The following is a 20,338-nucleotide window of genomic DNA, read 5'->3' as shown; positions in this document are numbered from 1 at the left end:
GCCGTGAACTCCATCGGCGACTACACGCTGCTCAGCGTGCTCGGCGAGGGCGGGATGGGCATCGTCCATCTCGCCCGGCACGAGCCCACCGGGCAGCGTGTCGCGTTGAAGGTGCTGCGCCCGCAGGTCGTCGGCGACGAGGAGGGCCGCCGGCGTCTCGAGCGCGAGGTCGGCTCGCTGCAGCGGGTCCGTTCGCGCTGGGTCGCCGAGATCATCGACGCCGATCCGTGGGGTCCGGTCCCGTACGTCGTGATGCGGTACGTCCCCGGGCGTTCGCTGCACGACGAGATCGCCGAGGAGGGCCCGATCGCCGGGCGCGACCTGCAGTGGTTCGCCCGCTGCCTGATCGACGCCGTCGCCGCGGTCCACGCCGGGGGAGTGCTGCACCGCGACGTGAAGCCGTCCAACGTCATCATGGAGGGCCGCACCCCCGTCCTGATCGACTTCGGTCTGGCCCGCGTCGCCGACGACCCCAGGATCACCCACACCGGCTGGCTGCTCGGCACCCCCGGCTACCTGCCGCCGGAGATCCTGCGCGGCGAGGACGCCTCGCCCGCCTCCGACGTGCACTCGTGGGCCGCCACGGTCGCGTTCGCCGCCACCGGCCGTCCGCCGTACGGGCGGGGTCCGTCGGCGGCGATCATGGATCGGGCCCGCCGTGGAGAGCACGACCTGGCCGGCATCGAGGCCGGGCTGCGCGAGGTCCTCGACCTGGCGCTCTCGCCCGAGCCGGCCCGGCGACCGACGGTGGCACAGCTGCAGGAGTGGTTCCGCGACCCGGCCCTGTCCCTGGCCGCCCCGGAGCCGGTGGCTGTCGGAGCCCCCTGGGACGACGACCAACCGCCGCTGACCGCACCTCTGGCGTGGCGTGGTGGCGAGCCGCTCGACGATGACGACGACACCGAGATCGATCGGACGCTGCTCGAGGGCGACCCCACCCTGGTCGAGCCCCAGCGCGAGAGCCGGGTGCTGCGCCTGCGACGTACGGTCCTGTGGCTCCTGCTCATCGTGCTGACCGGAGCCGGCTTCGCGGCGGCGCCCGTGCCCGCCCTCGCCATCGTGCTGACCCTGGCCACCGTCCTGAGAGGGCTGTCGCTGGCGGGCACGGTGCACGAGTCGCGCCGCGAGGCGCGCGGCCCGCGCTGGCACGACAAGCCGCGGCTGGTGATCGGCACTCCGTGGCACCTGTTGCGCTCCCTGCCGAGCACGGTCGTGCTGGTGCTGTGGGCCGGCGGCCTCGCCCTGGCCGCGGGGCTGATCTGTTACGCGGTCGCGGCCACGATGACGAGCACCCTCTTCGTGTGCGGCGCGGTGCTGACCGTGATGCTGGCGACCGGCCCCGGCGCGAGCCGGGTGCGTGGGCCGCTGCGCCGGCTGACCACGCCCCCAGCGCGGCGGCTCGGCGTCTGGGGCTTCACCGCGGTGATGCTCGCCGCGCTCGTCGTGTTCTTCGTGCTCCGGGTCAGCGGCCACGGCACCGACTGGACGCCGTGGGACGGCTCGCCCTTCGGCAACGCGTTCTGACCGGGCGCGGTCAGTGGCGGTGCCAGGGGGCGACATCGCTACGACTCGACGGTGGAGAAGGGGCCCGCGGGCTCGTTCGATAACGTCGCGGCATGGCTGAGCTGATCCAGATCCCCGCAGGAGACGGCATCGCGGACGCGTTCGTCGCGCGCCCCGCCGAGACGCCGACGGGTGGTGTCCTGTTCTTCATGGACGCCATCGGGCTGCGACCGCGCATCGCCGAGATGGTCGACCTGATCGCCTCGTGGGGGTACCTGGTGCTGGCGCCGCACGTCTTCTACCGTGCCGGCAGCGCGGCGGACCTGGAGCCGAAGGTCGACCTGCGTGACCCCGAGGTGCGCTCGACGTACTTCCAGAACGCCGGGCTCGGTGGCTTCATCGCCGCCCTCACCCCGGAGCGCGTCGCGGCGGACACCGAGGCGTACGTCTCGACCCTGCAGCGGCTGCTCACCGAGGCCGGCGCCCCCGACGCACGCCTCGGCGCGACCGGCTACTGCATGGGTGCCCGGCTCTCCACGATGGCGGCGGGTCAGTTCCCGGGCCGGATCGTGGCGGTCGGCGGGTTCCACGGCGCCGGCCTGGTCACCGACGACCCGCGCAGTCCTCATCGCGGTCTTACGGCGCAGACCGAGTACCTCTACGGTCACGCCGACAACGACCCCAGCATGACGCCGCAGCAGGCGGCAGAGCTCGAGCAGGCGCTGGCGGCCGCCGGTGCCACCTACACCGCGGCCATCTACCCGGACGCGCCGCACGGCTACACGATGAACGACACGGCGTCGTGGCACGCGCCGAGCTACGAGCGGCACGTGGTCGAGCTCAAGGCGCTCTTCGAGCGCACTCTGGGCTAGTCGCCGGCGGCGGCGCCGAACTCGGCGGCGACCGCGGCCTCGGCCTCGTCGATGATCGCGCGCATCGCGCTCTCGGCTCGCGCCGCGTCGCGGTCACGTACGGCCCGGGCGACGTCGTCGTGGCGCGCGATCGCCACCGCGTTGGGGCGCGACGGCATCAGGTTGTGGTGGGTGCGGCCGGCCAGCGCGCCCTCCACCAGCTCGGCCAGCGCGGCGAGCATCTCATTGCCGCTGGCCTCGAGCAGGGTGCGGTGGAAGATCTGGTCGGCGTGGAGGTACGCCTCCAGGTCGCCGGCGCGGCCGGTGTGCACCATGTCGGAGACCGCGCTCGCCAGCCGCCGGCACTGCTCGGCGTCGGCGCGCTGCGCGGCGAGCGCGGCCGCCGCCGGCTCGAAGCCGCGGCGCAGCTCGGCCAGCGACACCATCTGCCGGGCCCGGTCGCTGCCCTCAAGGCGCCAGGCGACCACACGCGGATCGAAGAGGTTCCACGAGGTGCGGGGCTGCACGGTGGCACCGACGCGACGCCGGCTGGCGACCAGGCCCATCGACTCGAGCACCCGCACGGCCTCGCGGGCCACGCTGCGCGAGACGCCGTAGGTGCTCCCGATGCTCTCCGCGGTGAGGACGGACCCGACGGCGCGCTCACCGGCGACGATCTCGGTCCCGATCAGGTCGAGCACGGTCGCGTGCCGTGCGGTCGCGGGAGCGGAAGGAGGAGGGGAGGCAGCGGGCACCCAATCATCTTCTCAACTCAAGGGCGATCACGGAATAGGTCTACCTTTTGTTTTCTCATTGTTGCAATCGTATGACTTTTGGGCGATGCTTATGACGTGAGTCACTCTCAGGAAGCGCGCAGGCAGCCGCTGCTGGTCGTCATGGGAGTCTCCGGGTCCGGCAAGTCGACGATCGGAGCCGCGCTCGCGCAGCGCCTCCGCGTCCCCTTCGCCGACGCGGACGACTTCCATCCCGCCGCGAACATCGCCAAGATGAGCGCCGGTCACCCCTTGAACGATGCGGACCGCGGTCCCTGGCTCGACGCCGTGGGGGAGTGGCTCGCCGCCCACCCCGACGGCGCCGTGATGAGCTGCTCGGCTCTGCGCCGCGACTACCGCGACCGCCTACGGCACCACGCGTCCCGCGTCGAGTTCATCCACCTCGCCGGCAGCCGTGAGGTCATCGCCGCCCGGATGGCCGGGCGCCCCGGGCACTTCATGCCGGCCTCGCTGCTCGACTCGCAGTTCGCCACCCTCGAGCCGCTGGCTGCGGACGAGGCCGGAGTCACCATCGACATCGACCAGAGCGTCGATGACGTCGTCCAACAGTACGTCGATCAGCTCACCGAGGAGCAGCACTCATGACCCTGTCCGTCCCCGTCGCCATGGCGGCGACCAGCCTCGTCGAGCCGGTAGCCCCCGGCTGGCAGCTCCTGGTCGGCGCGCTGGCCGCCATCGCCGTGATCGTCGGCCTGATCACCTGGCTCAAGCTGCACCCGTTCCTGGCCCTGATCCTGGGTGCCGGCGTCGTGGGCGCAGCCGCCGGGCAGAACCTCAACAACGTCGTCACCAGCTTCAGCACGGGCTTCGGCAACACCGCCGCGGGAGTCGGCATCCTGATCGCGCTCGGCGCGATGTTCGCCAAGCTGCTCGCCGACTCCGGCGGCGCCGACCAGGTCGTCGACACGATCGTCGGGCGGGCCTCCACCCGCGCTCTGCCGTGGGCGATGGTCCTCGTCGGCGCGATCATCGGCCTGCCGATGTTCTTCGAGATCGGGCTCGTCCTGCTGATGCCGGTGATCTACCTGGTCGCGCGCCGCTCCGGGCTGTCGCTGATCACGGTCGGCATCCCGGCGCTGGCCGGGCTCTCCGCGATGCACGGCTTCGTGCCGCCGCACCCCGGCCCGCTGACCGCCGTGCAGGCGCTGCACGCCGACCTCGGCCTCACGCTCGGCCTGGGCGTCCTGGTCGCGATCCCGACGATCATCGTCGCCGGCCCGCTCTTCGGCGCCCTCGCGGGGCGCTGGGTGGTCGTCCCGGCTCCGGACACCTTCGGTGCCGCTGAGCGCGAGGAGCACGCCGAGCGCCCGTCCTTCGCCATCACCATCGCCAGCATCCTGCTGCCCGTCGTGCTGATGCTGGGCAAGTCGCTGGCCGACATCATCATCGACGACCCCACCCAGCGGGTGCAGCAGGTGCTCGACATCCTCGGCACGCCGCTGGTCGCGCTGCTCATCGCCGTCCTGGTCGCCATCTTCACCCTCGGCCGCACGGTCGGCATGGGCCGCGCCGCGATCTCGGGGGTCCTCGAGCGCTCGCTGCCCCCGATCGCCGGCATCCTGCTGATCGTCTCGGCCGGCGGCGGCTTCAAGCAGGTGCTGGTCGACACCGGCATCGGCACCCAGCTCGCCGACTGGGCCAAGAGCGCCAACTTCTCGGTGCTCGTCCTGGCGTGGGTCCTCGCCGTCCTCATCCGGCTGGCGACCGGCTCGGCCACCGTCGCCACCATCACCGCATCCTCGCTGGTCACCGGTCTGGTCCAGGGCATGGGCAGCACGGAGCTCTCGCTCGTCGTGCTCGCGATCGGCGCCGGCTCGCTCTTCTTCTCCCACGTCAACGACGCGGGCTTCTGGCTGGTGAAGGAGTACTTCGGGCTCTCGGTCGGTCAGACCATCAAGACCTGGTCCATCATGGAGACGCTGCTCTCCGTCACCGGCCTGGTGATGGTGCTGCTGGTCAACCTGGTCGTCTAGCGCCGCTCCCGGGCTACCCGGGGAAGATCCGCGGGATCGCGGACGCCTTCCCGGAGAACTGCGCAGGGCGCTTCTCCAGGAAGGCGGCCACGCCCTCCTTGCCGTCGCCGACCGACGCGTGCCACATCGCCAGCGAGTCCGAGAGATGGGCCTCGAGCGGGTGCGCGGCGGCGGCGTTGCGGTTGATGAGCTGCTTGGCCAGGCCGAGCGCGACCGCGGAGCGGCCCCGCACGAACGATCGGGCGAGCTCCTGCGCGGCGGCCAGGAGCTCGTCGGGCTCGTGCACGCTGCGCACCAGCCGTCCGGCAAGCGCCTGCTCGGCGGTGAGGATGTCGGCGGAGTAGACCCACTCCAGCGCCTGGGCGGTCCCGACGATCCGCGGCAGGAAGTACGAGGAGCATGCCTCCGGCACGACGCCGATCCGGCCGAAGATGAATCCGATCCGCGCCGCCGTGGAGGCGAGACGGAGGTCCATCGCGCAGGTCATCGTCGCGCCGATCCCGACCGCGGCGCCGTTGATCGCGGCGATGACCGGCTTGGGCAGCGCGTGGATCGCCAGCGTCACCATGCCGCCGGTGTCGCGTACGCCGTGCTCCCACGTCGGGTCGGCGAGGTTCTCGCGCAGCGACTCCGGCGTCGGGTCGAGGGTCTCGTCGAGACCGAAGACGTTGCCGTCGGCCGACAGGTCCATCCCGGCGCAGAAGGCGCGGCCGGCGCCGGTGACGACGACGGCGCGGATCGCGTCGTCGTAGGCGTCGGTCTCGAAGAAGCGGCGCAGCTCGGCCGCCATCGTGAGGTCGAAGGCGTTGAGCGACTCCGGCCGCGACAGCGTCAGGGTCGCGACACCGTCCTCGTCGACCTCGAGGGTGAGCGTCTCGTAGTGGGGAGCCTCGTACGTGGTCATCCGGTCACCGACTTGGGTAGGCCCGACGGGGTGCACAGCGAGTCGGGGATCTTCGAGGTGTGGTCCGTCTTGATGTAGTTGAGCAGCTTGAGGGCCCGCTCGTGGTCCCAGTGCACCGCCAGGTCGGAGATCGGCATCCCGCAGGTCAGGCCGTTCTTCCCGTTGACGTGTGTCATCGCGCTGGCCCAGTTGGCGGCGTTGAGCTTGGAGGTGCCGTCGCCGAAGGTGAAGAGGTACGGGACCGAGTGCATCAGGCGCCAGTAGCGGAACGGGTTGAGCACGGTCGCGGGGGAGGCGACCTCGTGCCCGATCGCGGAGACGACCTCGCGCTGGTGCTGCGCGCGGCCCAGGTCGCCGAGCGACTGGGTGTGCCGTGAGCGGGCGTAGCCCAGCGCCGTGACGCCCTTGACGTTCTGGCAGCCGGCCTTGATGTCGAGCCCGGCGAGCGGGTCCTTCATCGCCTCCTTGGGGCAGATCGTGATGCCGCCGACGGCGTTGACCGCCTTGACCAGGCCGCCGAAGCCGATCTCGACGTACTTGTCGATCCGCAGCCCGGTGTTCTGCTCGATCGTCTTGACCAGCAGCTGCGGACCGCCCCAGGCGAAGGCCGCGTTGATCTTGGTGCTGCCGTGGCCGGGGATCGGCACGATGGAGTCTCGCGGGATCGACATCAGCATGTTCGGGCCGCTGCCGGTGTGCAGGATCATGATCGTGTCGGTGCGCTGACCTGCGGCGTCGCCGGTCGAGAGCTTGCGCCGCTGCTTGCGGGTGAGCCCGGCGCGTGAGTCGCTGCCGACCATGAGGTACGTGGTGCCGGGCTGGTCGGCCGGGCGGGCGCCGCTGGGCGCGAAGGCGACCTGGTCGACCTTGCTCCACGCGAAGATCGGCACCAGCACCAGGTAGGCGATCCAGGCCAGGACCAGCAGCAGGATCAGCCGGACCGGCCGGAAGCGCGGGCGGCGCAGCCAGCGCCGTCCCCGGGCGCGGCCGCCGCCGTCGTCCTCGCCGGGCGTCGGCGCGATCCTCGGGGGAGTCGGCGGCACCGGCGGGCGGTTGCCGCCGTTGGCGTTGTACGTGGCGTAGGCCTCGTTCGCGCGCTGGTGGCGGGGGTCCGGGCGGTCGATCGGGATCGCGCGGGTGGCGTCCTCGGGCGGCTCGGGCTCGGTGCGCCGGGGCTGGGTCGGCTCGGGCTTGGGAGTCGCCTCCGAGGGCCCGGACTTCTTGTCCGGACCCTTCCCGAAGAGCCAGTCGTACTGGTCAGGCATGGGCCAGACGGTACCGTGCGGCCCATGACCGCTCCCGCCGAAAACCGGCCGACGTCGTACGGGCAGGTCTCCTTGGCCGTGATCATGCGCAGCGCCGAGGCCAACCTCGCGGGCAACATCCACGGCGGCGAGATCGTCAAGCTGGCCGACTCCACCGCGGGCGCCGTCAGCGCGCGTCACGTCGGCGGACAGACGGTCACAGCGGCCCTCGACGAGATGGCGTTCCTGCAGCCGGTGCACGTCGGCGACATCGTGCACACCTATGGGCAGGTCAACTGGGTCGGGCGCACCTCGCTGGAGGTGGGCGTACGGATCGAGGCCCAGCCGCACAGCGACCCGACCGCCGCCGGCCTGCACGTCGCGTCCGCGTACTTCGTGATGGTCGCGATCCACGCCGACGGCAGTCCGCGCGAGGTGCCGCAGCTGCTGCTCGAGACCGAGACCGACCACCGTCGCTGGCGCGAGGCCGAGATCCGTCGCGCACACCGGCTGGCCAAGCGGGAGGAGATCCTCCGCAGCCGCGGTCACTGAGACACCGCCACCGCGTGTCGGTGACGAATGTGGCTGTTGTGACTGGCGATACTGGCGGGGCTTGACTTCTTCCCCGTAGAGCATCGAAAGGCCCGTCGCATGCGGAGCATCGAAGAGCGCGCCGCCCGCGTCCGGTTCCGGCGCGCGCTCGCCCTGATGGCGATGACGCTGATCGTCCCGGGCTCGGCCCAGCTGGTGGCGGGCGACCGCCGTGTCGGCCTCGTCGCCGTGCGGATCTGGCTCGCGCTCCTGACCGGCGGCGCCCTGATGATGCTGGCCTCGCTGGTCTACCACGAGGCCGCGTTCTGGTTCGCGACGACGCCATGGGCCCTGCTGGTCCTGCGTTTCGGGCTGACGATCGGCGCGATCGCGTGGGCGTACCTCTTCTTCGACGCCTGGCGGATCGGCCAGCCGCTGACCCTGGCGCTCCCGCACCGGCGCATCATCGTCACCCTGACCAGCGCGGTCGCGCTGAGCACCGCCGCCGTGCTGCTCTTCAGCGCCCACCTGGTCGGCGTGCAGCGCGGCCTGGTCACGGCGATGTTCGCCGGCGACGACGTCTCGGGCAGCACCGACGGGCGCTATAACGTCCTGCTCGTCGGCGCCGACTCCGGCGTCACCCGCTGGGGCCTGCGGACCGACTCGATGACGATCGCCTCGATCGACGCCAAGACCGGTCGCACGGTGCTGATCGGCCTGCCGCGCAACATGATGAACTTCCCGTTCCCCAAGGGCTCGATCCTGGCCAAGCAGTGGCCGCACGGCTACAACTGCTCCACCTGCGAGCTCAACAGCCTCTCCACCTACGCCGCCGACCACAAGGCGCTCTTCGACCAGTTCGACCAGCCCGGCGTCGAGGCGACGATGGAGGGCATCGAGGGCATCACCGGGTTGAAGCTCAACTACTACGCGATGATCAACATGCCGGGCTTCCGCGACATGGCCAACGCGATCGGCGGCGTCGAGATCAACGTCCGCGAGCCGATCGCGATCGGCAAGACGGGGCAGATCACGGGCTGGATCAAGCCGGGCCTGCGCAAGCTCAGCGGCGAGGACCTGCTCTGGTACTCCCGCTCCCGCGCCACGTCCGACGACTACTCCCGGATGGCCCGGCAGAAGTGCGTGATGAACGCGATGCTCCACCAGGTCAGCCCGACCACGGTGATGAAGCACTTCGCCGACATCGCGAAGGCCTCGGCGGCGCTGCTGACCACCGACATCCCGGCCAGCGAGGTCGACAAGTTCGCCCAGCTCGCGCTCAAGGCCAAGTCGCAGAAGATCGCCACGCTCTCCCTGGTCCCGCCGCTGGTCAACACCAGCGACCCCGACATCGCCAAGATCCGCGACGCGATCGACAAGGCGCTCGACCCGCCCGCCCCCACGAAGGCGAGCAGCGGTGCTGCCGGGGCGAAGCCGAAGAAGTCGTCCACCCCCGCGCCGTCCAAGAACGTGATGACCGAGGGGTCGTACGGCTCGCTCCAGACCGGCTACGTCGCCAACCAGACCGACGACCTGTCCAACGCCTGCTGAGCCTGCTCCCCAAAACACGGGAAAGAGGCCGCGTCCGGGGGCCGTCCCGAGCGCGCTGGCTACGGTCGGAGTCCACGTGAGGGACGAGACCGAGGGGGCCGGATGGGACCTTCCTAGCGGATGGTGGGCCTCGACGGACTTCGTGCCCTCGCGATCGGGCTCGTGCTCCTCGACCACCTGTGGAGCGGGCACTTCGACGGGGGTGGCATCGGGGTCGTCATCTTCTTCGTGCTGTCGGGCTACCTGATCACCTCACTGCTCACCCGGGAGAGGGCACGCGAGGGACGGATAGGCCTGGGAGCGTTCTACCTCCGCCGCGCTCTGCGCCTGTGGCCGGCCCTCATCGCGATGCTGCTCGGCACGATCGCCCTCGGTGCATCGGCCAGGTCGGCGCTCGTTGCCGGTACGTATCTGACCGACCTCGCGAACATCAGTGGCCGCCTGGTGCTGCCGTACGGCCACACCTGGTCGCTCGCGGTGGAGGAGCAGTTCTACCTGGTCTGGCCGTTGTGCCTCCTCGCGATCCTGGCGTTGCCTGCCCGCTCGCGCAACGGGGTGTTGCTGGCGGGGATCCTGCTCAGCATCGCGGGCTGCGCCACCTGGACGATCTTGTCGCTACGGAACACCGGCACGATCGGTCTCGGCATCTTCAGCCCCCTGTGGCAGGGACACGGTCTGCTGCTGGGCTGTCTGCTGGCTCTGGTCGGTCAGTCGTGGCACGTACGGCGCCCAGGCGTCGTCGTCCTCGGGGCGTCCGCCATCCAGCTCGTCATCGCCGTGGTCGCCTCGGTGCTGGTGGCGCGGCACCTGGCGCTGCTGTGGAACGTGGCCGCAGAGCTGGTGGCGATGCTGATGATCGTGTGCCTGCGCAGCCTCGAGACCGGCCCGTACACCTGGCGTCCCGTGGTGTGGATGGGGCAGCGCAGCTACGCGATCTATCTGTGGCACCTGCCGCTGATCATCCTCTTCGGTCTGCACGGCTGGTGGCACGCTGCGGTGCTCGGCGTGGCAGCGTCCTTCGTCCTGGCCGAGATCTCCGGGCGCTTCGTCGAGGCGCCGTTCCTACGCCTGAAGGATCGGCTGCCGCGGAGCCGAAGAGCGGTCGCGGCCGTCACCTGATTAGGGTTGTCGCCGTGACCGAGCCCCGACGTATCGCTGCCGTGGTGGTCACCTACAACCGCCTGACGCTGCTCCAGGAGCTGCTCGAGCGGCTCGACCAGGTGTCGGAGCTCGACGAGGTGCTCGTCATCGACAACGCCTCGAGCGACGGTACGAGCGAGTGGCTGGCGGGTCTGGACGGCGCCGTCGAGCCCGACGACCACCGCTCCGTGCCCGTGCTGGCCCGCACCCTGACGTCCAACCGCGGGGGAGCGGGCGGCTTCCACGACGGCCTCGCCTGGGCGATGGAGCGCGGTGCCGACCTCGCCTGGCTGATGGACGACGACGGCCTGCCCGACGCCGACTGCCTCGCGCGGCTGCTCGAGGAGGACCACCTGGACTTCTGGGGGCCGGTCGTGGTCGACCGCGAGCAGCCCGAGCGGCTGGTCTTCCCGATCCGTCTCCCCGGCGGCACGAAGGTCGTGCACGAGCTGGCGGACGTACGCCGGTCCGCGAGCTCCACCCCCGGCGGTCGGATCGACGGCATCGTGATCCCGTTCAACGGCGTGCTGGTCACCCGCGCGCTGGTCGAGCGGATCGGCCTGCCGCGCGAGGAGTACTTCATCTGGGGCGACGACCATGAGTACCGCCTGCGTGCCGAGCAGGCCGGCGCCCGGATCGCCACCGTCGTGGACGCGCGGGTCACGCACCCCGCCGTCGGCGCGCTCGGCACGCCCATGCTCGGCGGCCGGACCACCTACAACCACACGCCCAGCGACCTCAAGCACTACTGCATGGCGCGCAACAACCTGCTGAACCTGCGTGACTACAAGGGGTGGGCGTACGCGCTGGCCTTCGTGCTCAAGACGCTGTGGTTCTACCTGTTCACCCACCCCGAGCCGAAGCGGATCGTGCTCAGCGTCCGGGCGTGGATCGCCGCGCTGCGCAGCGACTTCACCGGCCACGAGAGGTTCCTGCAGTGACCGAGTCCGTGGCGATCGTCGTCGTCACCTACAACCGCGCGGACCTGCTCGCCGTCATGCTCGAGGGTCTGGGCCGGCTCCAGCGGGCCGCCGACGCGGTGATCGTGGTCGACAACGCGTCCACCGATCACACGGCCGAGGTGCTGCAGGCGAGCGGACTGGCCGGGCTCCAGGTCGTCACCAGCCCCGAGAACCTGGGTGGTGCGGGCGGCTTCCACCTCGGCACCAGGATCGCGTACGAGCAGGGCTTCGATCGGATCTGGCTGATGGACGACGACGTCGTCCCGGCGCCGGACTGCCTCGCCGTGCTCCTCGCGCAGGACGAGGACTGCCTGATGGCGGTGCGGGAGAACACCGACGGCAGCCTCATCGAGCTGGCCGCGACCCGGTTCAACCTGACCAACCCGCTCGCGATCAAGCCCAAGCAGGCCAGTGTGCTCACCGAGTTCGGCAGTCGTGAGGCGATGCCGGCGAAGGTCCGGCTGGAGAACGTCGCCTTCGAGGGCTTCATGCTCCGCCGCCGGGTGATCGACGCGATCGGCCTGCCGGACGCCAGCTTCTTCATCTTCTACGACGACGTCGACTTCGCGCTCCGCGCCCGACGGGCAGGCTTCGACATCTGGGCGATCCGCGACGCGCGCCTGGTCCGTCAGCTCGACTTCAGCCAGCAGCACGACTTGAGCAGCTGGAAGGGCTTCTACATGTACCGCAACCTCTTCGCGGTGCACTTCCGGTACGGCGAGAACGTCCTCGTTCGGCTCAAGCCGTGGCTGATCACCCTCATGGTGGTCCTGCTCAGCCCCGTGCGCGGCGGGCGCAGCGAGGCGGGCAACGCGATCTCCGCGCTGCGCGATGCACGCGGGATGCGCTCGCTCCCGCCGGCCGGCGACGCCTAGGGCAGCCGCGCCCGGCGCGATCCGCCCGCGCTCCGGCGATCCGATGGCGGTCGACCCCGCGTGATCTGCAGCGTGAGCAGGAGGAACGCCAGGACGCGGGGGAGCCTGCGGGCCCGAGAGAAATGCGATAGGCGCCCGCCTGACCGCGCACGCCCTCGTTGCGGGAATGTGATCTGCGCCGTACCCCCGGCGCGGGCGATGCGGACTGTTCCGCCCGCGTCCGTAGACTGACCGACCGTGTCAGACAGTGCATTCACGCCGGACCTCGTCGTCGTCGGCTCGGGCTTCTTCGGCCTGACCATCGCGGAGCGGTGCGCCGCCGAGCTCGGCCTCAAGGTCCTCATCCTCGAGCGCCGCCCCCATCTGGGCGGCAACGCCTACTCCGAGTTCGACGAGGAGACGGGCATCGAGGTGCACAAGTACGGCACCCACCTGTTCCACACCTCGAACGAGAAGGTCTGGGAGTACGTCAATCGCTTCACGACGTTCACCAACTACCAGCACCGGGTCTTCGGCAAGTTCCAGGGCCAGGTCTACTCGCTGCCGATGAACCTGGCGCTCATCAACCAGTTCTTCGGTCGGAGCCACACCCCCGACGAGGCGCGCGCGCTGATCGCCGAGCAGGCCAGCGAGATCAAGACCGAGGACGCCGCCAACCTCGAGGAGAAGGCGATCTCCCTGATCGGCCGCCCGCTGTACGAGGCGTTCATCAAGGGCTACACCGCCAAGCAGTGGCAGACCGACCCCACGGAGCTCAGCGCGGACATCATCACGCGCCTCCCGGTCCGCTACACGTTCGACAACCGCTACTTCAACGACACCTACGAGGGCCTGCCGACCGACGGCTACACCGCGTGGCTGACCCGGATGGCTGAGCACGAGAACATCGAGGTCCGTACGGGCGTCGACTTCCTCGCCCCCGCTGTCAACGCCGAGTTCAAGGGCAAGCTCCCGATCGTCTACACCGGCCCGGTCGACGAGTACTTCGACAACTGCGAGGGCCGTCTGTCGTGGCGCACCGTCGACCTCAAGCAGGAGACGCTCGACGTCGACGACTACCAGGGCACCGGGGTCGTGAACGCGAACGACCCCGACGTCCCGTTCACCCGCGAGCTCGAGTTCAAGCACCTGCACCCCGAGCGCGCGGCCACGTACAAGAAGGGCCGCACCATCGTGGTGCGCGAGTTCTCCCGCTTCGCGGAGGAGGGCGACGAGCCCTACTACCCGATCAACACTGCCGAGGACCGCGCCAAGCTGCTGAAGTATCGCGACCTCGCCGCGAAGGAGCCGACGGTCCTCTTCGGTGGCCGGTTGGGCACGTACAAGTACCTTGACATGCACATGGCCATCGCCTCGGCGCTGTCGATGTACGAGAACAAGCTCAAGCCGCACTTCGTCGACGGGGCCGAGCTGAAGTCCGGAGGAGTGGACGCCTGATGACCGCACCGACCACGACGGGCACCGCGACCCGTCTGCTCCAGCGCCAGATCCTGCCGCTGGACCGCGACTTCGAGGTCTTCGCCCTCTACGTCGACCCGCACGAGGCCGTCCTCGACGAGGACAAGTACGTCGTCGGCGGAGAGCGTGCCGCCAAGGAGCTCAACAACACCGCCGTGCGCCAGGCGGTCGGCGACGGGGAGCAGATCCGCGCCGAGCAGATCCTCGACCGCACCCGGCTGCGGCTCGACGCCGGCCAGCGCCTCAGCTTCGGCAGCTACTTCAACGCCTTCCCGGCCTCGTACTGGCGCAAGTGGACGATCGTCGACGAGGTCACCCTGACCGTCACGGTCGAGGGCGCGGGCGCGACCGTGATCGTCAACAAGTCGCTCGCCAACGGCAACAGCCAGCGCGTCGACTCCGCGGTCAGCACCGACGCTGGCGTCAACACGATGACCTTCGCGCTGCCGCTCAAGCCGTTCATCGACGGCGGCTGGTACTGGTACGACGTGGTCGCCTCCGACAGCAGCGTGGTGGTGAGCGCCGAGTGGAGCGCCGAGGTGCCGGCGGACCGCGCCCAGCACGGCACCGTCGACATGGCGATCACCACGATGAACCGCCCCGACTTCTGCGCCAAGCTGCTCCAGCAGCTCGGCGAGCCGGAGCTGGCCCCGTACCTCGACACCGTCTTCGTGATGGAGCAGGGCACCCAGAAGGTGGCCGACGACGCGGGCTTCGCCGACGCCGAGAAGGCGCTCGAGGGGAAGTTGCGCATCATCGAGCAGGGCAATCTCGGCGGCTCGGGCGGCTACGCCCGCGGCCAGCTCGAGTCGCTGCGCAAGGGCACCGCGACCTACGCCCTGATGATGGACGACGACGTCGTCTGCGAGCCCGAGGGCATCATCCGCCAGGTCACCTTCGGCGACCTCGCGAAGCGCCCCACGATCGTCGGCGGCCACATGTTCAGCCTGTACGCCCGCTCGCGCCTCCACAGCTTCGGCGAGGTCGTGCACGCGTGGCGCTTCTGGTGGCGCACACCCGAGGACGCCTTCGTCCAGTGGGACTTCAACACCCGCAACATCCGCTCCGCGCGCTGGCTGCACAAGCGCCAGGACGTCGACTTCAACGGCTGGTTCTCCTGCCTGATCCCGCGCGTGGTGATCGACGAGATCGGCCTGAGCCTCCCGCTCTTCATCAAGTGGGACGACGCCGAGTACGGCCTGCGCGCCAAGGCGCACGGCTTCCCGTCCGTCACCTTCCCGGGTGCGGCCGTGTGGCACGTGCCGTGGACCGACAAGAACGACGCGGTCGACTGGCAGTCGTACTTCCACCTGCGCAACCGCTTGATCGCGGCGCTGCTGCACTCGGCCTACCCGCGCGGTGGCCGGCTGCTGCGCGAGAGCCTCAACAACCAGATCGCCCACCTGGTCGCCATGCAGTACTCCACCGCCGAGCTCCGGCTCCAGGCGATGGAGGACATCCTCAAGGGCCCGGAGGCTCTGCACGAGATGCTGCCGACCCGCCTGGGTGAGATCAACGCCCTGCGCAAGCAGTACAGCGACGCCCAGCTGGTCGCCGAGCCGGACGACCTGCCGCCGGTGCGGGTGGAGAAGCCGACCAAGAAGGACCTCACCGACGTCCCGTCGCGCAAGGCCCAGATCATCTCGGCCGGGCTCGCTCCCATCCGCCAGCTGCGCAAGCCGCGGGCGCTGTCGCAGACCAACCCCGAGGTCGTCGTGCCCGCGCTGGACGCGAAGTGGTACCGGCTCGCCTCGTACGACTCGGCCGTGGTGTCGATGAACGACGGCACCGCCGCCGCGCTCTATCGCCGTGATCCGCAGCTCTACAAGGCGATGCTCAAGCGCACCGCCGAGCTGCACACCCGTTTCCTCAAGGAGTGGCCGGAGCTCTCGAAGCGCTACCGCGATGCGCTGGGGCAGATCACCTCCCCGGCGGCTTGGGAGGAGACGTTCAAGCCGTGGAAGGAGTCCGGTGATGAGTGAGGCCACCCTGGCCCATGGCTCGACGGAGGACGCGGAGCTCCCGCCCCTCGTACCCCCGTCCTCGACGCTCGGGCTGCTGTCGGTCTTCCGACGCCGCTACCTGCTCAAGCTGCTGGTGCAGCGTGAGCTCTCGGCGCGCTACGAGCAGTCGTTCCTGGGCTTCTTGTGGTCCTACATCAATCCGCTGAGCCAGTTCTTCATCTACTGGTACATCATGGGCACGATCATGGGCGCCCATAAGAGCGTCGAGAACTACCCGGTGCACGTCTTCAGCGGCCTGATCATCGTGCACTTCTTCACCGAGACCTTCGGCGCGGGGACCCGCTCGATCGTGCGGAACAAGTCGCTGGTGCAGAAGATGCCGCTGCCCAAGGAGATGTTCCCGGTCGCGGCGATGCTGGTCTCGCTCTACCACGTCATCCCGCAGATGTTCATCCTACTGCTGGTCTGCGTCCTGACCGGCTGGCATCCCGACCTCGGTACGCTGATCGGCGGCGTGCTGGCCCTGGCGATCCTGATGTGTTTCGGCACCGCGCTGGCACTGGTCTTCTCGGTGGCCAACGTGTTCTGGCGCGACTTCGGCTCGCTGGTCGGCATCCTGACCAACTTCGTCCGCTTCGGGTGCACCATGATCTACAGCTACGACATGCTCGCGCAGCACGCCGGCAGCCTGCGGTGGCTGGTCCTCGGCAACCCGATCGCGGTCGCCTGTCTGCTCTTCCAGCGGGCGTTCTGGGCCTTCTCCACGGAGAACCCGCAGCACACGATCAAGCACGAGTTCCCGGCGCATCTGTACCACCAGGGCGTGTTCGCGCTCATCGCCGCCTTCGTGGCGCTGCTGCTCGCGCAGTGGTTCTTCAACCGGTTCGACGAGCGCATCGCGGAGCAGATCTGATGGCAGAGGCAATCGTCGCGCAGAACGTCACCAAGGACTTCGTCCTGCGCCGGCACAAGACGTTCAAGCAGATGTCGGTCGCCAAGATGCGCGGCCAGGAGACCGTCAACCGGTTCAACGCGGTCGACGACGTCTCCTTCACCATCAACGAGGGCGAGTCGGTCGGCCTGATGGGGTTGAACGGCTCTGGCAAGTCGACCCTGCTCAAGGTGATCAGCGGTGTGATGAAGCCCAACAAGGGCACCATCCTCACCCGTGGCCGGATCGCGGGCCTGATCGCCACCGGCGCGGGCTTCCAGAACTCGCTGTCCGGGTTGGACAACATCTTCCTCAACGCGGCCATCTACGGTCTGACCGAGAAGGAGACGAAGGCCGTCCTCGACGACATCATCGACTTCGCCGACATCGGCCAGTTCATCGACCAGCCCGTCGGGACGTACTCCTCCGGCATGAGCTCGCGACTCGGCTTCTCGATCGCCGTGCACGTGGACTGCGACATCTTCCTCGCGGACGAGATCCTCGCGGTCGGCGACAAGCCCTTCAAGCGCAAGTGCATGACGAAGATGGAGGAGATCCGCAACAGCGGCAAGACCATCGTCTACGTCAGTCACGCCGCGGCCTCCGTGCAGAAGATGTGCGACCGCGTGATCGCGCTGGAGAAGGGCCGACTGCTCTTCGACGGCGACGTCGACGAGGGCATCCGGATCCTCGACTACGGCGATGAGGACGGCGACGAACTCGCCGCCGATGACGCCGAGCTCGGCGCGGACGTCTAGCACCTTCGCCGAGTAGCGAGCGCCGTCAAGCGCCTCGAGACCTGCACCGCCCGGTCCCTGTGAGGGGAGCGGGCGGTTGGCATTTCGCGAATGACACGGCTGTAATTTTACTTTAATCTCGGATTCGTCGGCGTGGCGAGTGGAAATTACATCATTGTAGTTACTCACGAAACCTTCCCAAGCCGCTGTGACGGGTGTGAAAGTTGAGCCCTCGTGTGACCTTCCCCCACACCTGGAGCACTCCATGCACCTTGGTAAGACCCGCTACGTCGCCGCGTGTCAGCAGTTGCTGACCCTCGGCGTCGTCGTCGCTGCCCTCGTCCCCGCCGCCGGCGTCGTGACCCTCGACGTCGTCCGCGAGGCGCCCGCCGGATCGACGACGGCCGTGGCGCCGACGCCGACCGGCGCGCTGGCCGCGTACGCCAAGGCCGCGCTCGCGCCGTCCCTGGTCGCCGCCGCCCCGACCGACGCCTCCGTGAAGGAGGTGCAGCTCACCGCGCCGGTCCTCATCGGTCGTCGTGCCGTCGGCGCTGCGAGGCCGGGAGCGATGACCCCGAACGCCCGCAAGGCCGTGGAGGCGAGGAGCACCGTCATCACCAGCACGCCGCAGGCCGTCACCGGCTTCGGCACCGTGGGTGTCACGTGGGAGCACGGCGACGCGCTCCAGCCGAGCCAGATCCGGGTCGACCTCCGCACCCGTACGAGCGGGGACTGGAGCGGCTGGAAGAAGCTCGACTACGACATCGACGGCCCCGACGCGAACAGCCTCGAGGGCAAGCAGTCGCGTCCGGGCACGATGGAGGCCCTCGTCGGCCACGTCGACCAGGTCCAGGTCCGGATGACGATCACGGGCGCCGACGTCCCGCCGGACATGAAGCTCGCCGTGATCACCCCCGGCCAGGCGCCGACCACGATGGCACGGGCGGCGATCGACACCGCCACCCTCGACAGCGCCGCCGACCGGGCCGGCGCCGTCGACGCCACGGACGCTGCGGAGGCCGCCGGGACCGGCCAGCAGGGCGATGTGCAGGCGACGCTGAGCGCAGCCTCCGTCGTCACGCCCAAGCCGATGATCTACAGCCGGGCCCAGTGGGGTGCCGACGAGAAGGTCCGCGAGCAGACCGCCCCGACGTACGCCGAGGTGCACGGCGGCTTCGTGCACCACACCGTCAACGCCAACGACTACACCGCCGCCGAGGTCCCCGGGATCCTGCGCAGCATCTACGCCTACCACGTGAAGAGCCGCGGCTGGCGCGACATCGGCTACAACTTCCTCGTCGACCGATTCGGCCGGCTCTGGGAGGGCCGCTACGGCGGCGTCGACCGTCCCGTCGTCGGCGCGCACACCGAGAACTACAACGACTACGGCTTCGGCATCTCGGCCATCGGCAACTTCGAGACCGCCAAGCCCACCGAGGCGATGATCCAGGCCGAGGGCGCGCTCTTCGCCTGGAAGCTCTCCCTGCACGGGGTCTCCGCGGCAGCCACGAACGTCAAGATCGGCGCGAACGTCTTCTCCTCCTCGATCATGGGCCACCGCGACACCAAGGCGACGGCATGCCCGGGCAAGTACCTCTACGCCCGGATCCCCGACATCCGCACGCTCGCCGCCTCGCTGCAGAAGGGCTGGTCCGGGCGGACGCTGCAGTCCAGCTTCGCCGGTTCGCCCGACCCGGACCTGGTGGTGCGCAACGCGACCACCAAGGAGGTCTACGTCATCCCGACCGGCGGCGACGTCCCGGCGACCCCGGTGACCCCGGCCCCGCCCGCCTCCACCGACGGCCCGCAGACCGTGGTCTCCGCCGACCTGACCGGCGACGGCAAGGCGGACCTGGTCAAGGTCAACAAGGCCGGCCGGATGACCGTGAAGGCCGGCGACGGCCTGGGCCACTACCCATCGGTCGTGCGCCGCGACCCGACCGGCTTCGTCGGGCGCAACCTGATCACCAGCATCGGCGACATCAACGGCGACCACCGCAACGACCTCGCGGCCCGCATCACCCGCGGCAAGCATGTCGGCCGGCTCGCGCTCTATCTCGGCAAGGGCAACGGCTCCTTCACCCCTGCCGTGCGTGCCCTCGTCCGGTTGGGCCACGCTATCCAGATCGTCCCCGGCGACCGCAGCGCCGACCGCAAGCCCGACCTGGTCGTGCGTACCGCTTCCGGCGCGATGCTCTACCGCGGCACCGGCACCGGGCGCTTCGCGGCCGGCACGCCGTACGCGTTCCCCGTCCCTCGGACCACGACAGGCCTCGGCGTGCCGATCGACACCGGCCTCAACCTGCCCAACGCCACCCAGCTGATGAACGCCGGCGACTGGGACCGCGACGGCAACGCCGATCTGATCAGTCGCAACACCGACGGCAGCCTCTCGCTCTACCTGGGCAACGGCCAGGGCCGGTTCGCGCCCGGCACGCTCCTGGCGAGCGGCTTCGGCGGGGTCAGCCTCCTCAGCGCAGGGGGCGACATCACCGGCGACGGCTACCCGGACCTGCAGGGTCAGATCAACGGCGCCATGCGGATCTACCCGGGCCGCGGCGCCGCCGGGCTGGGCTCCTCGTACGTCTCCCACAGTGCGATCGCCGGCACCAAGCAGATCGCCGCCGGCCTGTGGACGGGCGACGGCGCCCCCGACGCGCTCTTCCTCAACGCCAAGACCACCGTGCTCTACCCGGGCAACGGTCCCGGCGGCCTGACCAACCCGGTCACCATCGGGGGCGCCCTCACCGGCTACAGCTGGGTGATCGGCGTCAGCGACGCCGGGAAGTCGGCGCTGATCGTCCGCGACACGGCCGGCTCGCTCTACCGCATCGACCCGACCAGCACCGGGATGCTCGGCGCGCCCCAGCCGCTCGGCAGCGGCTACGGCGGCTACGACCTGGCGGGCTGATCAGACAAC

General features: G+C 69.8%; 17 protein-coding genes. 14 read left to right on the top strand and 3 right to left on the bottom strand.

Annotated elements, in window-relative coordinates; translation table 11 throughout:
• Positions 1–3 precede the first annotated feature (3 nt).
• Both KSO98_RS14445 and KSO98_RS14440 read left to right on the top strand, forming a co-directional pair.
• On the top strand, positions 4–1,524 hold the full coding sequence (locus KSO98_RS14445; protein ID WP_225286354.1) for a serine/threonine-protein kinase: 1,521 nt from the start codon (positions 4–6) through the stop codon (positions 1,522–1,524).
• 92 nt (positions 1,525–1,616) lie between these two features.
• Positions 1,617–2,375: a dienelactone hydrolase family protein gene (locus KSO98_RS14440; RefSeq protein ID WP_225286353.1), complete on the top strand. Its 759-nt coding sequence runs from the start codon at positions 1,617–1,619 to the stop codon at positions 2,373–2,375.
• Here KSO98_RS14440 and KSO98_RS14435 read toward each other — a convergent pair.
• Complete coding sequence (locus KSO98_RS14435) at positions 2,372–3,055, bottom strand: FadR/GntR family transcriptional regulator (protein ID WP_225286352.1); 684 nt, start codon at positions 3,053–3,055, stop codon at positions 2,372–2,374. The genes KSO98_RS14440 and KSO98_RS14435 overlap by 4 nt on opposite strands.
• Before the next feature lie 195 nt (positions 3,056–3,250).
• On the opposite strand from KSO98_RS14435, the gene KSO98_RS14430 reads away from it, so the two are divergent.
• A complete protein-coding gene (locus tag KSO98_RS14430; RefSeq protein WP_225286508.1) occupies positions 3,251–3,733 on the top strand; it encodes a gluconokinase in 483 nt (160 codons plus the stop codon).
• On the top strand, positions 3,730–5,121 hold the full coding sequence (locus KSO98_RS14425; protein ID WP_372457783.1) for a GntP family permease: 1,392 nt from the start codon (positions 3,730–3,732) through the stop codon (positions 5,119–5,121). Before KSO98_RS14430 ends, KSO98_RS14425 begins: the two co-directional genes overlap by 4 nt.
• 13 nt (positions 5,122–5,134) lie before the next feature.
• Here KSO98_RS14425 and KSO98_RS14420 read toward each other — a convergent pair whose 3' ends face one another.
• Both KSO98_RS14420 and KSO98_RS14415 read right to left on the bottom strand, forming a co-directional pair.
• Positions 5,135–6,025: a crotonase/enoyl-CoA hydratase family protein gene (locus KSO98_RS14420; RefSeq protein ID WP_225286351.1), complete on the bottom strand. Its 891-nt coding sequence runs from the start codon at positions 6,023–6,025 to the stop codon at positions 5,135–5,137.
• Positions 6,022–7,290, bottom strand: coding sequence for an LCP family protein (locus tag KSO98_RS14415; protein ID WP_225286350.1), 1,269 nt, complete (start codon positions 7,288–7,290; stop codon positions 6,022–6,024). The genes KSO98_RS14420 and KSO98_RS14415 overlap by 4 nt, the downstream gene beginning before the upstream one ends.
• Positions 7,291–7,314: 24 nt before the next feature.
• Here KSO98_RS14415 and KSO98_RS14410 point away from each other — a divergent pair, with 24 nt between their 5' ends.
• From KSO98_RS14410 to KSO98_RS14365, 10 genes are all read left to right on the top strand, one after another.
• The gene (locus KSO98_RS14410) at positions 7,315–7,821 is read left to right on the top strand and encodes an acyl-CoA thioesterase (protein WP_225286349.1); all 507 of its coding nucleotides are present in this window, start codon (positions 7,315–7,317) and stop codon (positions 7,819–7,821) included.
• Positions 7,822–7,920: 99 nt separating this feature from the next.
• Entirely contained in the window at positions 7,921–9,351 is a 1,431-nt protein-coding gene (locus KSO98_RS14405) for an LCP family protein (RefSeq protein ID WP_225286347.1), read from the top strand.
• Between the two features lie 120 nt (positions 9,352–9,471).
• On the top strand, positions 9,472–10,470 hold the full coding sequence (locus tag KSO98_RS14400; protein ID WP_225286346.1) for an acyltransferase family protein: 999 nt from the start codon (positions 9,472–9,474) through the stop codon (positions 10,468–10,470).
• 14 nt (positions 10,471–10,484) lie between these two features.
• The gene (locus tag KSO98_RS14395; protein ID WP_225286345.1) at positions 10,485–11,432 is read left to right on the top strand and encodes a glycosyltransferase family 2 protein; all 948 of its coding nucleotides are present in this window, start codon (positions 10,485–10,487) and stop codon (positions 11,430–11,432) included.
• The gene (locus KSO98_RS14390; RefSeq protein WP_225286344.1) at positions 11,429–12,328 is read left to right on the top strand and encodes a glycosyltransferase family 2 protein; all 900 of its coding nucleotides are present in this window, start codon (positions 11,429–11,431) and stop codon (positions 12,326–12,328) included. The genes KSO98_RS14395 and KSO98_RS14390 overlap by 4 nt, the downstream gene beginning before the upstream one ends.
• A gap of 237 nt (positions 12,329–12,565) precedes the next feature.
• Positions 12,566–13,765: a UDP-galactopyranose mutase gene (gene glf, locus KSO98_RS14385; protein ID WP_225286343.1), complete on the top strand. Its 1,200-nt coding sequence runs from the start codon at positions 12,566–12,568 to the stop codon at positions 13,763–13,765.
• Positions 13,765–15,768 (top strand): glycosyltransferase, encoded by a 2,004-nt coding sequence (locus KSO98_RS14380; protein ID WP_225286342.1) that lies wholly within the window; start codon positions 13,765–13,767, stop codon positions 15,766–15,768. Before glf ends, KSO98_RS14380 begins: the two co-directional genes overlap by 1 nt.
• Positions 15,761–16,663: an ABC transporter permease gene (locus tag KSO98_RS14375; protein ID WP_225286341.1), complete on the top strand. Its 903-nt coding sequence runs from the start codon at positions 15,761–15,763 to the stop codon at positions 16,661–16,663. The genes KSO98_RS14380 and KSO98_RS14375 overlap by 8 nt, the downstream gene beginning before the upstream one ends.
• Positions 16,663–17,439 (top strand): ABC transporter ATP-binding protein, encoded by a 777-nt coding sequence (locus tag KSO98_RS14370; protein WP_225286340.1) that lies wholly within the window; start codon positions 16,663–16,665, stop codon positions 17,437–17,439. The genes KSO98_RS14375 and KSO98_RS14370 overlap by 1 nt, the downstream gene beginning before the upstream one ends.
• Before the next feature lie 244 nt (positions 17,440–17,683).
• Positions 17,684–20,329 (top strand): FG-GAP-like repeat-containing protein, encoded by a 2,646-nt coding sequence (locus KSO98_RS14365; protein ID WP_225286339.1) that lies wholly within the window; start codon positions 17,684–17,686, stop codon positions 20,327–20,329.
• Positions 20,330–20,338 lie beyond the last annotated feature (9 nt).

It is taken from the genome of Nocardioides nematodiphilus, from assembly GCF_020216525.1.
GTDB lineage: Bacteria > Actinomycetota > Actinomycetes > Propionibacteriales > Nocardioidaceae > Nocardioides > Nocardioides nematodiphilus.
Note: the sequence above shows the minus strand (reverse complement) of the source record. Positions and strands in the feature narration are given on the sequence as shown.

What these genes read in the sequence shown, in the direction of transcription:
- KSO98_RS14440 (WP_225286353.1), top strand. Translation starts at nt 1,617, where the DNA reads ATGGCTGAGCTGATCCAGATCCCCGCAGGAGACGGCATCGCGGACGCG.
- KSO98_RS14430 (WP_225286508.1), top strand. Translation starts at nt 3,251, where the DNA reads ATGGGAGTCTCCGGGTCCGGCAAGTCGACGATCGGAGCCGCGCTCGCG.
- KSO98_RS14425 (WP_372457783.1), top strand. Translation starts at nt 3,730, where the DNA reads ATGACCCTGTCCGTCCCCGTCGCCATGGCGGCGACCAGCCTCGTCGAG.
- KSO98_RS14420 (WP_225286351.1), bottom strand. Translation starts at nt 6,025, where the DNA reads ATGACCACGTACGAGGCTCCCCACTACGAGACGCTCACCCTCGAGGTC.
- KSO98_RS14415 (WP_225286350.1), bottom strand. Translation starts at nt 7,290, where the DNA reads ATGCCTGACCAGTACGACTGGCTCTTCGGGAAGGGTCCGGACAAGAAG.
- KSO98_RS14410 (WP_225286349.1), top strand. Translation starts at nt 7,315, where the DNA reads ATGACCGCTCCCGCCGAAAACCGGCCGACGTCGTACGGGCAGGTCTCC.
- KSO98_RS14405 (WP_225286347.1), top strand. Translation starts at nt 7,921, where the DNA reads ATGCGGAGCATCGAAGAGCGCGCCGCCCGCGTCCGGTTCCGGCGCGCG.
- KSO98_RS14400 (WP_225286346.1), top strand. Translation starts at nt 9,472, where the DNA reads ATGGTGGGCCTCGACGGACTTCGTGCCCTCGCGATCGGGCTCGTGCTC.
- KSO98_RS14380 (WP_225286342.1), top strand. Translation starts at nt 13,765, where the DNA reads ATGACCGCACCGACCACGACGGGCACCGCGACCCGTCTGCTCCAGCGC.
- KSO98_RS14375 (WP_225286341.1), top strand. Translation starts at nt 15,761, where the DNA reads ATGAGTGAGGCCACCCTGGCCCATGGCTCGACGGAGGACGCGGAGCTC.
- KSO98_RS14370 (WP_225286340.1), top strand. Translation starts at nt 16,663, where the DNA reads ATGGCAGAGGCAATCGTCGCGCAGAACGTCACCAAGGACTTCGTCCTG.
- KSO98_RS14365 (WP_225286339.1), top strand. Translation starts at nt 17,684, where the DNA reads ATGCACCTTGGTAAGACCCGCTACGTCGCCGCGTGTCAGCAGTTGCTG.